The sequence below is a fragment of the Sodalis sp. RH16 genome, assembly GCF_047324245.1.
In the GTDB taxonomy this organism is placed as follows: domain Bacteria; phylum Pseudomonadota; class Gammaproteobacteria; order Enterobacterales; family Enterobacteriaceae; genus Acerihabitans; species Acerihabitans ligni.
In genome coordinates, this window is the sequence record NZ_CP178737.1 from 1,480,396 (window position 1) to 1,494,231 (window position 13,836).

Annotated in this window: 12 protein-coding genes and 1 riboswitch; of the genes, 6 read left to right on the forward strand and 6 right to left on the reverse strand. The window is 53.2% G+C overall.

All coding sequences use genetic code 11. The features are described from left to right. Window positions 1–14 precede the first annotated feature (14 nt). Window positions 15–202, reverse strand: a riboswitch (cobalamin riboswitch). Window positions 203–333: 131 nt separating this feature from the next. The 3 genes from trmA (at window position 334) to ACL2XJ_RS06735 (ending at window position 4,314) form a co-directional block, all read left to right on the forward strand. Next, a complete protein-coding gene (gene trmA, locus ACL2XJ_RS06725; RefSeq protein WP_413726035.1) occupies window positions 334–1,443 on the forward strand; it encodes a tRNA (uridine(54)-C5)-methyltransferase TrmA in 1,110 nt (369 codons plus the stop codon). Window positions 1,444–1,727: 284 nt separating this feature from the next. After that, window positions 1,728–3,086 (forward strand): MFS transporter, encoded by a 1,359-nt coding sequence (locus ACL2XJ_RS06730; RefSeq protein WP_132924412.1) that lies wholly within the window; start codon window positions 1,728–1,730, stop codon window positions 3,084–3,086. 391 nt (window positions 3,087–3,477) lie between these two features. Further along, window positions 3,478–4,314 (forward strand): NADPH-dependent oxidoreductase, encoded by an 837-nt coding sequence (locus ACL2XJ_RS06735; RefSeq protein WP_413726036.1) that lies wholly within the window; start codon window positions 3,478–3,480, stop codon window positions 4,312–4,314. A gap of 129 nt (window positions 4,315–4,443) precedes the next feature. Here ACL2XJ_RS06735 and ACL2XJ_RS06740 read toward each other — a convergent pair whose 3' ends face one another. Beyond that, window positions 4,444–4,815 (reverse strand): YijD family membrane protein, encoded by a 372-nt coding sequence (locus ACL2XJ_RS06740; protein ID WP_132924408.1) that lies wholly within the window; start codon window positions 4,813–4,815, stop codon window positions 4,444–4,446. Window positions 4,816–4,820: 5 nt separating this feature from the next. Continuing rightward, on the reverse strand, window positions 4,821–5,465 hold the full coding sequence (gene fabR, locus ACL2XJ_RS06745) for an HTH-type transcriptional repressor FabR (RefSeq protein ID WP_132924406.1): 645 nt from the start codon (window positions 5,463–5,465) through the stop codon (window positions 4,821–4,823). A gap of 207 nt (window positions 5,466–5,672) precedes the next feature. Between fabR and sthA the strand changes: the two genes are divergently transcribed. Further along, window positions 5,673–7,073: a Si-specific NAD(P)(+) transhydrogenase gene (sthA, locus tag ACL2XJ_RS06750; RefSeq protein ID WP_132924404.1), complete on the forward strand. Its 1,401-nt coding sequence runs from the start codon at window positions 5,673–5,675 to the stop codon at window positions 7,071–7,073. Here the strand turns inward: sthA and oxyR are convergent. After that, entirely contained in the window at window positions 7,056–7,976 is a 921-nt protein-coding gene (gene oxyR / locus ACL2XJ_RS06755; RefSeq protein ID WP_132924402.1) for a DNA-binding transcriptional regulator OxyR, read from the reverse strand. The two genes, sthA and oxyR, sit on opposite strands and share 18 nt — an antisense overlap. Window positions 7,977–8,122: 146 nt before the next feature. Between oxyR and ACL2XJ_RS06760 the strand changes: the two genes are divergently transcribed. Then, window positions 8,123–8,860 (forward strand): glutathione peroxidase, encoded by a 738-nt coding sequence (locus tag ACL2XJ_RS06760; RefSeq protein ID WP_413726037.1) that lies wholly within the window; start codon window positions 8,123–8,125, stop codon window positions 8,858–8,860. Window positions 8,861–8,934: 74 nt separating this feature from the next. Here the strand turns inward: ACL2XJ_RS06760 and argH are convergent, their stop codons facing one another. The 3 genes from argH to argC form a co-directional block, all read right to left on the reverse strand. After that, window positions 8,935–10,314, reverse strand: a complete 1,380-nt coding sequence (gene argH, locus ACL2XJ_RS06765) for an argininosuccinate lyase (protein ID WP_413726038.1) — start codon at window positions 10,312–10,314, stop codon at window positions 8,935–8,937. Window positions 10,315–10,381: 67 nt separating this feature from the next. Continuing rightward, complete coding sequence (gene argB, locus ACL2XJ_RS06770) at window positions 10,382–11,158, reverse strand: acetylglutamate kinase (RefSeq protein WP_413726859.1); 777 nt, start codon at window positions 11,156–11,158, stop codon at window positions 10,382–10,384. Window positions 11,159–11,179: 21 nt separating this feature from the next. Then, the gene (gene argC / locus ACL2XJ_RS06775; RefSeq protein WP_413726039.1) at window positions 11,180–12,187 is read right to left on the reverse strand and encodes an N-acetyl-gamma-glutamyl-phosphate reductase; all 1,008 of its coding nucleotides are present in this window, start codon (window positions 12,185–12,187) and stop codon (window positions 11,180–11,182) included. Between the two features lie 236 nt (window positions 12,188–12,423). On the opposite strand from argC, the gene argE reads away from it, so the two are divergent. Then, window positions 12,424–13,575 carry an acetylornithine deacetylase gene (gene argE / locus ACL2XJ_RS06780; protein WP_413726040.1) on the forward strand — a complete coding sequence of 384 codons (1,152 nt, stop codon included), beginning with the start codon at window positions 12,424–12,426 and terminating at the stop codon, window positions 13,573–13,575. Window positions 13,576–13,836: the final 261 nt, after the last annotated feature.

The following is a 13,836-nucleotide window of genomic DNA, read 5'->3' on the forward strand; positions in this document are numbered from 1 at the left end:
CGCGATAAACAGGGATATTGCGACGAAATACCGGCAGGTTTTCGGGCTTGGGATGTGTTTAACACCAGGCGACGACTTCCCGTCGAAAAGACAGTGTCTGCTTCCGCTATCGCCCTGACGTCCCCTCACCGCTGCGCGTCAGCTCCAGCTTAGAACTGGATTCCCTTTTAACTCACAAGAGACCGGGCAAATATCCTACAATCAAAGGGATAATTATGTCTATAGAACTCATTAGGTAAGAAATTATAAATTGAACAGCATTGGACATCATCCATTTATCCCCTACAATCCCCACAAACCGATAAAGTTGGCCCATATCGACGAGAAATCATCATGACTACCGAGACGTTGCCTATCGACGCTTACGAAACGCAATTGGCTGAAAAAGCCGCCCGACTAAAAGCGATGATGGCAGCTTACCGGGCGCCGGAGCCGGAAATATTCCGTTCACCGGTAAATCATTACCGGATGCGAGCCGAATTCAGGATTTGGCATGAAGAGCAGGACCTCTACCACATCATGTTTGATCCGCTCACCAAAGAGCGTATCCGCATCGATTTCTTTGCCGCCGGCAGCGAGTTAATCAATGGGTTGATGACGGCAATGATCCAGGCCTTGCGCCTTTCGCCGGTTTTACGCCGTAAGCTTTTTCAGCTGGATTATCTCACCACCATGAGCGGTGAAGCGGTCATCACGCTGATATACCACCGTCCGTTGGATGACGAATGGCGCGAGGCCGCCGCAGCGCTGCGGGATGAATTGCGGGCGCAGGGTTTTGCGGTAAATCTCATCGGCCGGGCCGCCAAAACCAAAATTTGCCTGGACCGGGATTATGCGGATGAAAGATTGCCGGTATCGGGAAGGGAACTCATCTACCGGCAGATTGAAAACAGCTTTACCCAGCCGAATGCCGCCGTCAATATCCATATGCTGGAGTGGGCGCTGGCGGCAACCCAAGACGCCCGGGGAGACTTGCTGGAGCTGTACTGCGGCAACGGGAATTTTTCGCTGGCGCTGGCGCGTAACTTTGAGCGGGTGCTGGCGACGGAGATAGCCAAGCCTTCGGTGGAAGCGGCACAGTATAATATTGCCGCCAACCATATCGGCAATGTGCATATCATCCGCATGTCGGCGGAGGAGTTTACCCAGGCCATGCAGGGTGTACGGGAATTTACCCGGCTGAAAGATATCGACCTGGCCAGTTACCGCTGCGAAACTATTTTTGTCGATCCGCCGCGCAGCGGGTTGGATGACGCCACGGTGGAGCTGGTGCGGTGTTATCCGCGCATCCTGTATATCTCGTGCAATCCCGAGTCATTGTGCCGCAATTTGGAATCCCTTTCTCAAACTCACGACATCATACGCATGGCGCTGTTTGATCAATTCCCTTACACCCGTCATATGGAATGCGGCGTCTTATTGACGGCAAAAACGCCTGAATGAGCGGCGCCTGTTTCAGGGCGCTCTGCACTGCCGATTCCCGCATCGGCGAATAATCATTTCCCGCCATTACCGACACCACTGGCCCCATGACTGCAAACGCCTCCGTCGGGGGGCAATTTTCCCATTCTTATGCCCAACTCTTGGGCCCCTCCCTGCCAGGCCCTGAATATATTTTTACCGCCTTAATCGATATGTGACATGCTTCATATCAAAAATCCCATGTAAATTTAAAATATACTTTCACATTAAATAAAATGACGTTTTGTTTTTCAATGGGGTGAAGGATGTCTCGGACAAACTATCGATGGGTAATATGCGCATTGCTGTTTTTTGGTACCACCATAAATTATCTCGACCGGCAGGTGCTGAGCCTGTTGGAGCCGGCACTAGCCAAAGAATTCAGCTGGAGCAACAGCGACTACGCGAATATCGCAGCAGTGTTTCAATTTACTTACGCTATCGGGATGCTCTTTGCCGGACGGTTTGTCGATTTTACCGGAAGCAAGGTGGGGTACGCCTGGGTGTTAGGCATTTGGTCCCTTGGCGCGGTATTGCATGCCTTTGTGGCGCAGATAGGGGGTGGGATTTCCGCTATGCTGTCCTCGTTGAGTATATCGGTGCCAATAACGATAGCCGGATTTATGTTCGCCCGACTGGTTTTAGGATTGGGAGAATCGGGAAACTTCCCATGCGCTATTAAAGCCGTCGCCGAATGGTTTCCCAAGAAAGAGCGTTCTTTCGCCACCGGCATATTCAATTCGGGGGCAAATGTAGGCGCCATCCTCGCTCCCTTGGTCGTTCCGTGGTTAGCTGTCCAATGGGGATGGGAATCAACGTTTGCCATCGTAGGTGTTATTGGCTTTGTTTGTTTATTCTTTTGGAAAAGATTGTTTGATTTGCCGTTGAAATTATTTACCAAAGGAAAATTGAATCAAGCAGAGTACGACTATATTTCCGAGGATGTGGATTCGAAACAAAACCGGGAACAGGAGCACGAAAAGATTTCCTGGTTTAGTTTGTTGGCCTATCGCCAGACCTGGGCATTCGCCATCGGTAAATTCTTAACCGACGGCGTATGGTGGTTCTTTATGTTCTGGCTACCGGCCTATCTGACCGCGCAATACAAGATGACAGGTACGCAAATGATGCTGCCCATCGCGACGATATATTGTATGACAATGGTGGGCAGTATCGGCGGCGGCTGGCTTCCCGCCATGTTCATGAAAAAAGGCCTTAATCCTTATGTTGCCCGTATGCGGGCTATGCTCTTTATCGCCATATTCCCGCTGTCCGCCCTTCTGGCCCAGCCATTGGGTCATGCAGGATTCTGGATGCCGGTTATCCTGATTGGTATTGCCGCCTCCGCTCATCAAGCATGGTCCGCGAATTTATTTACCACTGTATCTGATATGTTTCCTAACAAAGCCGTTGCCTCGGTAATTGGTATCGGCGGCATGGCGGGCGGATTCGGCGGCGTGGCCGTTACCAAGGTCGCCGGCGCGCTGTTCGATCATTATCAGGCGCTGGGAGAAATCAACGTGGGTTACGGCATTATGTTTATGTTTTGCGGATTAGCTTACCTCATTGCCTGGGCATTGATGAAAACGCTGGTGCCTCGATTTAAAGTCATTGAATTTGGTTAATGTTATTTAAATGTAACTGACGATACGCAGTCGTACTCTCGAATATCAACGAATACAGCTTGATTGCACAAGATATATTTGTGCTTTCAAGTTGTGAAGCAGCATCTCCCTCATCCTGCGTCGGGTTATAATTTATATATTCATTTTAAAATACATCCGGCCGAATTTCCTCGCGGCCATCTCCGTTACCAATATCTAACAACCAATTATCCGTTTTAACTTATTACATACCTCCATCAATTTTATTTTTCCGGCAGTGAAAACATATATTTCGCCTGCGCAGCCGATGCGGTAGATAAATATTTTGTTTCCATCATTGCATTGACACAATTGAAACAGATAGGTATGCATTGAGGTATCGCTTATTATCTCTTCCGGAGCAATTACATTAATGGCAACGTCAACATCCAAAGACCAGCAGCATGCCGCTTTGGCAGCGCGCTACGGCTCTGAATTGCCGCCCGAATGCGGCCCATGGAACGAAACCATCGCCGCTTTGCTGTCTCATCGCTCGGTACGGAAATATCTACCCAAACCATTACCGGATAATACGGTGACGACGCTCGCCGCTGCCGCCCAATCGGCCGCAACGTCATCTAATTTGCAAACCTGGTCGCTGATTGCCGTAACGGATCCTGCGCTTAAAGCACGTTTGTCCGCGGTTGCCGCCGGACAGAAACACATTATTGAATGCCCGCTATTTCTGGTGTGGGTGGCTGATTTATCAAGGCTGCGCCGCGTCGGCGAACAAAAACAGCAGCAGCTGGCGGCATTAAATTACCTGGAAATGCTGCTGGTAGCCACCATTGACGCGGCGCTGGCAGCGCAGAATGCGGTGGTGGCGGCCGAATCCCTGGGATTGTCCACCGTCTATATCGGCGCGCTACGTAACGATACCCAGCGGGTGGCGGCTGAACTAAATTTGCCTGAAGGCGCGGTAGGCGTGTTCGGATTATGTGTGGGCTATGCCGATCACAGCGTTCCCGCCGAGGTTAAACCGCGCTTACCCCAATCGGTGGTGGTCCATCGGGATCAGTATGATGTCGCGGGCGAACCGGCCCGGTTGGACATCTATGACCAAGACCTGGCCGAGTTCAGCCGGCGAAATGAACTGTCGGTGAGTAATTGGACCAATCGGGTGATTGCGCGAACCAAAGAGCTCAGGGCGATGGCGGGACGAGATAAATTAGCCGCGGCACTGCGCGCGCTGGGATTCCCTTTAAGTTAAAGACAAATGATAAAAAAGGTATTAATGCGAAAATGCTTTGATATATGTTCTATGGTTTCTAGTAGACACTACCCGGTTTATATGTAACTGAAATTGCATAGTTAATGGCTATGGAAGGCGTAATGCTGATTAAAAATCCTGGTCCTCACCAGAACGGTCTAGCCGTTTTAATTTTCGTCCGATCCAAAACACCAGCACTACCGCCAAGATGGCCGGCACAAAATTGGAACCGATGGCCGGATACTCCGCCCGGATAATGGCGCTATAAAGCAACAGACCCAGTAGGAAACTCGCCGCGGCCAGAGAAGGAAATCCCTGGGGCATGGCGCGATCCTGGTAATGCTGATGCAGGCAGTACACCGACAGCACCAACGTTATAATGGGGAAAATGGAAAAGGGCACAATGGAACTGAATATGGCCGCGAAGGCGCCATTGATGGATAAGCCGGCGATCAATGCCAGGACTAATATTCCTTTTTCTCCGAGGGGTTTGTTCGTCATATCACCTACCTGCTTTCATCAAGAGAAAGGGCGGCCGCTTTTTCCTGCTCCCGGCGATACCAGTAAAAGGCCCCCTTTGAAATCATTCGCAGCTGCAATACCAGGCGCTCTTCCAGTTCGCGACGCTCTTTGATGTCCACATCCAGCGCCTCGGCGCCGGCATTGAAGACAATGATGACCATGGCCTCGGCCTGGGCCTCGGTAAAGCTGCGCGGCATATGATTTTCGATTTCGAGATAGTCGGCAAGTTCCGCGATAAAATGCTGGATTTCGCGGGCGACGGCGGCGCGGAAAGCGCTGGAGGTGCCCGACCGCTCACGAAGCAACAGGCGGAAAGCATTGGGATTATTGCCGATAAATTCCATAAAGGTGGCGACCGAGGTGCGAATGACGCTGCCGCCCTTGGCAATGCGCTGTCGCGCCTGGCGCATCAGTTGACGCAGCATCAGGCCGCTTTCATCCACCATGGTGAGGCCAAGCTCATCCACATCGCGAAAATGGCGATAAAAAGACGTTGGCGCGATGCCGGCTTCACGGGCGACTTCACGCAGGCTCAGGCTGGCAAAACTGCGTTCGGCGCTTAATTGGCTGAACGCCGCTTCGACAAGAGAACGTCGGGTCCGCTCTTTTTGTTGCGCTCTGACGCCCATAATTCAGTCCAGCCCTCAATACCCATAAAAAACCACTATATCAAAATTTGTTGCAACCGCGTTGATACAAAATCTGAATTTTTCCAAAAACGCCCTAACCCGCGTCCGTTAACAACTGGAATAAGAAAAAGCCTTCGGGCGTTGGGATATTCGGGCTACAATGTTACATTAACGTTGTGAATTTGTATAATGACAGGTTTGACGCGAATGCAATCAGAATACGATTATGATGCCATTATTATTGGCTCCGGTCCCGGCGGCGAGGGTGCCGCCATGGGATTAACCAAACAGGGCGCCCGCGTCGCGGTGATTGAACGTTATAACAGCGTCGGCGGCGGTTGCACCCACTGGGGCACGATCCCGTCTAAAGCACTGCGTCAAGCGGTAAGCCGTATTATCGAATTCAACCAAAACCCGCTATACAGCGGCAGCGCCCATCTGCCCCGGGCCAGTTTTGCCGATATCCTCCATCACGCCGATATGGTCATCAAGCAGCAAATACGCATGCGGCAAGGGTTTTATGAACGTAACCAGTGTCAGATCATTACCGGTGACGCCAGCTTTGTCGATGCCCATACGGTGAAGGTCCGCTATCCGGATAACTCGGCTGAAACGTTCAGCGCGGCTCATATTGTCATTGCCTGCGGCTCACGGCCTTATCACCCCCAAAACGTGGACTTTAACCATCCCCGCATTTACGACAGCGATTCTATTCTGGATTTAAAACACGATCCCCAGCACGTGATTATCTATGGCGCCGGGGTTATCGGCTGTGAATACGCGTCAATTTTTCGGGGATTGAACGTTAAAGTCGACTTAATCAATACCCGCGACCGGCTGCTGGCCTTCCTCGATCAGGAAATGTCGGATGCGCTTTCCTACCATTTCTGGGAAAACGGCGTGGTGATTCGCCACAATGAAGAATATGAACAGATTGAAGGCACCGACCAAGGCGTTGAAGTGCATTTCCGGTCAGGAAAACGGATGCGTGCCGACTGCCTGCTGTATGCCAACGGCCGTACCGGTAATACCGACTCGCTGGCGCTGGAAAGTATCGGATTGGAAGCGGACAGCCGAGGCCTGATCAAGGTCAACAGCATGTATCAGACCGCCATATCGCATATTTATGCCGTCGGCGATGTCATCGGCTATCCGAGCCTGGCTTCCGCTGCCTACGATCAGGGACGCATCGCGGCGCAGGTCATCATCAAGGGACAGGCCAACGTACAGTTGATTGAAAATATCCCCACCGGTATCTATACCATCCCGGAAATCAGTTCGGTGGGCAAAACCGAACAGGAACTGACGATGTTGAAAGTTCCTTATGAAGTGGGACGAGCGCAGTTCAAACATCTGGCGCGGGCGCAAATTGTCGGGATGAACGTGGGGAGCCTGAAAATTCTCTTTCATCGCGATACCCGGCAAATCCTGGGCATCCATTGCTTCGGGGAGCGCGCAGCCGAAATCATCCATATCGGCCAGGCCATTATGGAACAAAAGGGCGAAGGCAATACTCTCGATTATTTCGTGAATACCACCTTCAATTACCCCACCATGGCGGAAGCCTATCGGGTCGCGGCCTTGAATGGATTAAACCGCCTCTTTTAGCGGGTTGGTGCCCATATAGGTCTGCATATGAACGCGAATGGACTCGGCCAACTGTTCATAGCGCGCGCGCAGCGGCGAACCGGGACGATATACCAAGGCAATGGTGCGTTTCGGTTCAGGTTTGTAGCAGGGCAGATAGCATACGCCGTCACGTTTACGTTCGTTGGGTACCGCCAGCGCGGGCAGCAGGGTAATGCCGCTGCCGGCGGCCACCATGTTGCGCAGGGTTTCCAGACTGGTGGCCCGGAAATGGGTGTCTTCATCGGCGCCTGCCTGGAAACAGAATCCCAAAGCCTGATCCCGCAGGCAATGCCCATCCTCCAGCATCAACAGCTTTTCCCCCGCCAGGTCGGACATCGGTACCCGATCTCGATCCGCCCAGCGATGATCGGTATAAATGGCCAAAAGCATCGGCTCGTCGAACAGCGGAATTTCGATGAAGGCTTCCGATTCCTTAACTAACGCCAGGATCGCGCAATCGAGCTTGCCGCTGTCCAATTGCAGCAATAGCTGGCTGGTCTGAGCTTCGTGCAGGTACATTTCCAGTTTTGGAAAAGTCTCATGGAGTGTCGGAATAATATGCGGCAGCAAATAGGGACCGACAGTGGGGATCAGGCCGATATGCAACGGGCCGGACATGGACTCCCCCTGCTGGCTGGCCATCTCGCGCAGTATTTTCACTTCGCGCAATATCGTCCGGGCCTGCTCCACCAGCAAAAGTCCGGCCTGGGTGAACAGCACTTTGCGGCTGGTGCGCTCCAGCAGCATAACGCCTAGCTCGTCTTCCAGCTTCCGAATCTGGCCGCTTAGTGTGGGCTGGCTGACATGGCTGGCATCGGCGGCTCGTCGGAAATGACGATGCTCCGCCAAGGCCACCAGATACTCAAGGTCGCGAATATTCATTAACATCCTCCAATCCGCGATAGTTCGCGTCGATAGATAGGATAGCAATCAACGATTATACCTATCAATAGTAAATATCAATAATAACCCCAACGCAGTATGACATGCTGTTTAATCTTTTTTTCCTTTTTATCGATGGAGTTTCTATGATAAATGCCCGTGAAGGTAAAACCGTGCCGCAGGTAATATTTCACACCCGCAAAGACGACAATTGGCTCGATTTGACTTCAGACGATCTGTTCAAAAACAAAACCGTCATCGTTTTTTCATTGCCGGGCGCTTTCACTCCCACCTGCTCTTCCAGCCACCTGCCTCGTTATAATGAGCTGGCCGGGCTATTCCATCAGCATGGTGTTGACAGTATTTTGTGTATTTCGGTGAACGATACGTTCGTGATGAACGCCTGGCAAGCCGATCAAAACGCCGGGCATATCACCTTTATTCCCGACGGCAATGGCGAATTCACTAAAGGCATGGGGATGCTGGTTGAAAAAGCCGACTTGGGATTTGGGCCGCGCTCATGGCGCTATTCCATGCTGGTACGGGATGGCATTGTAGAAAAAATGTTTGTCGAGCCAAACAAACCCGGCGACCCGTTCGAGGTCTCCGACGCCGATACCATGCTGTGTTACCTAGCGCCGGAATGTAAAGTCCAGGAGTCCGTCTCGCTCTTTACCAAGCCGGGATGTCCCTTCTGCGCCAAGGCCAAGCTGATGCTGCAGGACCACGGCATCCAGTATGAGGAGATCTCTTTGGGCAAAGACGCTACTACCGTAAGCCTTAGGGCCATGACCGGACGCGCCACGGTACCGCAGGTCTTTATCGGCGGACGCCATATCGGCGGCAGCGAAGAGCTGGAAAGCTATCTGCTGCAGCCGGCTTGAGGTTGTCTATGCGGGCTCACGCCCGCCGAGAGGGTTGACAATGTGTCCGGTCGAGCAGGCTAAGGAACTGAAGGTTATTTAGCATCAAGGCGCTTGTGCGCTTCGTCAATGGCGGATGATACCTGCCGCGGGGACACGCCGCCTTTTGCCGAGCGCTTATCCAAGCAGGAACGCAATGAAAGCGCCGGATAGACATCTTCGGCAATGACCGGACTGAATGCCTGCAACGCCGCCAGCGGCATCTCTTCCAGGGGCAGCGTCTGCTTTATCGCTTCCACTACCGCCTCACCGACGATATGGTGGGCTTCCCGGAAAGGCACGCCTTTGGCAACCAGATAATCGGCCAGCTCAGTGGCATTGGCATAGCCCTGCTGGGCTGCTTCCCGGCAGCGTTCGCGTTTGACCTGCAGGCCGTCCAGGACCAGTGCCGCCATATGCAGGCAGTCCAACCAGGTATCCATGGCATCGAACAACCCTTCCTTGTCTTCCTGCATATCTTTGTTATAGGCCAGCGGCAATCCTTTAAGGGTGACCATCATGCCGGCGAGCGCACCCTGCACCCGGCCGCATTTGCCCCGAATCAATTCCAGGGCGTCCGGGTTTTTCTTTTGCGGCATCAGGGAGGAGCCGGATGTGACGCGATCCGATAACTCAATAAACGCGGACTCGCCGGAGTTGAAGAAAATCAGATCCTCGGCAAAACGCGAGAGATGCACCATGCTGATGGCGGCATCCGACAAGAGCTCCAGTACATGATCGCGATCGGATACGCTGTCCAGGCTGTTTCGAGTTGCAGAGGCGAACCCCAGCCAATCCGCCAACTGCTCGCGATCGATGGGATATGCGGTACCGGCCAGCGCGCCGGAGCCCAGCGGGCTGACATCAAGACGTTTCAAGGTATCCTGCAGACGGCTTTCGTCGCGCGCCAACATTTCGGCATACGCCAGGCACCAATGGGCAAAGGTTATCGGCTGGGCGCGCTGCAAATGGGTATAACCGGGCATGACTGCGTCTTGCGTGGTTTGTGCGACGGCTACCAAGGCTTGTTGCAGTTGGCGAACAGCGGAAATCAATTCCGGAACCTGCATTTTGCACCACAGTTTCAGGTCGGTGGCCACCTGATCGTTGCGGCTGCGTCCGGTATGCAGTTTTTTTCCCAAATCGCCCACTTTATCGATCAACCGCTGCTCCACCCAGCTGTGTATATCCTCCGCATCGCTGGTGAGGATCGCTTCCGGCGTGGCGCGTACTTCCTCCAGGATAAACGCCAGGGCTTCCTCCAACCGGATCTGTTCGTCCGCGGTCAGCACACCGACGGTCACCAATGCTTTGGACCAGGCCACGGAGCCGATAAGATCCTGCTCGGCCAGCCGATAATCAAACCTCAGCGAGTCGTTAAAGAGCTTGAAACGCCGATCCGCCGCCTGACTGAACCGTCCACCCCAAAGTGCCATGTCTTACTCCCCTCGCTATACCCTTCATTTTTCAAAAAGCTTTTGGGTATTCTATTTTTTGAATACATCAAGCCAGAATACGGGTGCCGATGGCGACGCCGTTGAATAGCGCCGGAAGCTGATCGGCGTGGCGCCAACTGGCGATATCCACCGGCCGGCCCAGCGTGCGAGCGGCATCCAGCGCCGCGTTGACTTTTACGATCATGCCTTCAGTAATAATACCCTGGGCAATCAGCTGCTCGGCTTTTTGCGCGGTGATTTCCGCGATGCGCCGCCCTTTGCCGTCCAGGATGCCGCTGACGTCGGACAACAGAATCAAATCGGCGCCCAGAGTCTCTGCCAGTGCGGTGGCGGCCTGGTCGGCGTTGACATTCATCAGTTCGCCGTCGTCGGTAATCCCGATGGAACTCACTATCGGCAAATAACCCGCGTTCAGTAAAGACGTCAATAACGCCGGTGAACCCGGCTGCGCTTTACCCACATGGCCCAGTTTCGCATCCAGCGGCGTGACTTTAACGCTATCGCCGTCGCCCAGGCATAATCCCACCGCCGGGATAGCATGCTTTTTGGCCCAGGAAAGCAGGGTTTTGTTCGCCGTGCCGGCCAGCGCGCCGGTGATGATGTCTATCTGATCCGCCGGCGTAACCCGAAGGCCATCAATTTTCACTACCGGCAATGCCAGTTTTTTCATCAACTCATCCACCAGGCAACCACCGCCGTGAACTATCACCAGCGGACGCTGATGTTGAGCGCGATAGCTGTCCAGCGCAGTAAACAGTCTTTCCAGCGCTTCTTCGCTATCCAGCAATACGCCGCCTAATTTTACAATTAACGGATTCATTATTTTGTGCCTCGTTATTAGCCGTTAAAGCAGCGCCAGGGTTTGCGAGAAACCAAACCGGATGTTAGCGCATTGAACTGCCTGCGCCGCCGCTCCCTTTAATAAATTGTCTTCTGCGGCTACGACAATAAGATGTTCGCCCTGCACCGCAAAACCGATATCGCAAAACGGTAAGCCTACCACGGCTTTTAGCGCCGGCACGCCTTTATCATACAGCCGCACCAGCGGTTTATCCTGATAGGCGTTGTGATAACATTCGGCCACGTCTTCCGCCGTGACGCCTGTCTTCAGCCGGCAGGTGATAGTCGCCAGGATGCCCCGGGCAAAATTGCCGAGATGGGGGGTAAATATTACCGGGATCCCCAGATGCGCGGCGATTTCCGGCTGATGGCGATGGGTAAAAATCCCGTAGGGTTGCAAACTGACTTCGCAAAAGCTGCTGCCCAGCGACGCTTTACGTCCCGCCCCGCTCACGCCGCTGACGGCATTGATTACCGGCCATTGTTCTGCATTTAGCAGCCCCCCGTCCACCAGGGGCTTAAGAGCCAGTTGAGACGCGGTGGGATAACAGCCCGGGACAGCAATCAGCTGTGCGTGTTTCAACGCCTCGCCCTGCCATTCCGCCAGGCCGTAAACCGCCTTGGCCAGCCAATCGCCGTGCTGATGCTCAAAACCGTAATAGCGGCTGTAAAATTCCGGCTGGTTCACTCGATATGCACCGGACAGATCAAACACGACACAGCCGGCGGCCAGGAACTCCGGCGCCAGATCGTGGCTGACTTCATGGGCGGTGGCAAGAAATACCACATCAACGGTTTTCGCCAGTTCGCTCACGTCGTCCCCCAGGGGCTGTAGCGGCAAATCGACGATGCCTTTGAGCTGGGGATGAAGATCGGAGAGCCGTTTTCCCGCATCCGCACTTTGCGCTGAAACCGCCAAAGCGGCTATGTTCATATGCGGGTGACGATTCAGATAGGCCGCAAGCTCAGCTCCGGCATAACCGCTGGCACCGACAATCAGCGTATTCAGCATGACGTATGTACACCTTCTTAATCAATATTAACAACGAGAAGGGATCTCCAGCGTCTTCGCCCTACAGCGTTCAAGTTGCGGCAACTCAAAAACTATTGGGTATATTGGCTGTTCACCCGCGAGGCCAAGCGTAGTAGTCTGTTAAGAATCCGTTTACTTAACGCTCAACGTTAGTGTATTTTTATTCACTATTATTGCATGAATATTGATACTATCCAACCCAAAGGCTGTCAACAGTGAAGAATAATTTGCCCCCGTTTATTGAGTTGTACCGTGCCCTGATTGCCACACCGTCCATCAGCGCCACCGATAGCGCGCTGGACCAGAGTAATCAGACGCTAATCAATTTATTGGCAGGCTGGTTCAGCGCATTGGGGTTCCAGGTCGAGATCCAGCCGGTTCCCGGCACCCGGAATAAATTCAATATGCTGGCGAGTATCGGCAGCGGTTCGGGCGGTTTATTGCTGGCGGGCCACACCGATACCGTGCCTTTTGACGACGGTCGCTGGACCCGCGATCCTTTTACCCTCTCCGAACATAATAACAAGCTATATGGACTGGGCACCGCGGATATGAAGGGTTTTTTTGCTTTTATTCTTGATACCCTGCGGGATATTGACGGAAGTAAACTGACAAAACCCTTGTATGTTCTGGCTACCGCCGACGAAGAGACCACCATGGCCGGCGCCAGCTATTTCGCCTCATCCAGCCAGTTAAGACCGGATTGCGCCATTATCGGCGAGCCGACCTCTTTGCAGCCCATACGCGCCCATAAAGGCCATATCTCCAACGCCATACGCATCGTCGGCCAATCCGGACATTCCAGCGATCCGAGCCGCGGCGTCAACGCTATCGAACTCATGCATGACGCGATTTCTCATTTGCTGCTATTGCGCAACACGTTACAGCAGCGTTATCACCATGCCGCATTTGAAATTCCCTACCCCACCATGAACCTCGGCCATATCCACGGCGGGGATGCTTCCAACCGGATTTGCGGCTTCTGCGAATTGCATATGGATATCCGGCCGCTGCCGGGCCTTACCCTTAGCGATTTGAACGGACTGCTGGGGGAGGCACTGGCGCCGGTAAGTGAGAAATGGCCGGGCCGGTTGACTATCGAGGCCCTTCACCCGCCCATCCCCGGCTATGAATGTCCGGCGGATCACCGTTTGGTGTCAGTGGTGGAAAAATTGCTGGGCACCAAGACCGACGTGGTCAACTATTGCACCGAGGCGCCATTTATCCAGGAGGTTTGTCCTACGCTGGTGTTGGGCCCCGGTTCCATTAACCAGGCGCACCAGCCAGATGAATATCTCGATACCGCATTTATTAAACCGACACGGCAGTTGATTTCCCAGGTGGTACGACATTTTTGTCTGCAGTAACTCTCCCGGCACCGTTGGTCGCCCGGCAGATTCGCGCCGGAAGGGAAGAAATACGTGCAAAATGTGCCATTTTTATACTGTTGGATAAGTATTGCTTATATAGGGTCCATGTAATTAACTTTCACGAATTGCCGTGAATGCGCGGTTTTATGCCGTGAAATGATGTCATTTGACGAATCAATCGATACATGGCTAGATAATGGCGGGTGATCTACGTCATTCGGGTGTAACAAACTTTCAGGTAAGTTGGATCAGGGTCCT

What these genes read in the sequence shown, in the direction of transcription:
- oxyR (WP_132924402.1), bottom strand. Translation starts at nt 7,976, where the DNA reads ATGAATATTCGCGACCTTGAGTATCTGGTGGCCTTGGCGGAGCATCGT.
- ACL2XJ_RS06740 (WP_132924408.1), bottom strand. Translation starts at nt 4,815, where the DNA reads ATGACGAACAAACCCCTCGGAGAAAAAGGAATATTAGTCCTGGCATTG.
- fabR (WP_132924406.1), bottom strand. Translation starts at nt 5,465, where the DNA reads ATGGGCGTCAGAGCGCAACAAAAAGAGCGGACCCGACGTTCTCTTGTC.
- sthA (WP_132924404.1), top strand. Translation starts at nt 5,673, where the DNA reads ATGCAATCAGAATACGATTATGATGCCATTATTATTGGCTCCGGTCCC.
- ACL2XJ_RS06735 (WP_413726036.1), top strand. Translation starts at nt 3,478, where the DNA reads ATGGCAACGTCAACATCCAAAGACCAGCAGCATGCCGCTTTGGCAGCG.
- ACL2XJ_RS06760 (WP_413726037.1), top strand. Translation starts at nt 8,123, where the DNA reads ATGATAAATGCCCGTGAAGGTAAAACCGTGCCGCAGGTAATATTTCAC.
- argH (WP_413726038.1), bottom strand. Translation starts at nt 10,314, where the DNA reads ATGGCACTTTGGGGTGGACGGTTCAGTCAGGCGGCGGATCGGCGTTTC.
- argC (WP_413726039.1), bottom strand. Translation starts at nt 12,187, where the DNA reads ATGCTGAATACGCTGATTGTCGGTGCCAGCGGTTATGCCGGAGCTGAG.
- trmA (WP_413726035.1), top strand. Translation starts at nt 334, where the DNA reads ATGACTACCGAGACGTTGCCTATCGACGCTTACGAAACGCAATTGGCT.
- ACL2XJ_RS06730 (WP_132924412.1), top strand. Translation starts at nt 1,728, where the DNA reads ATGTCTCGGACAAACTATCGATGGGTAATATGCGCATTGCTGTTTTTT.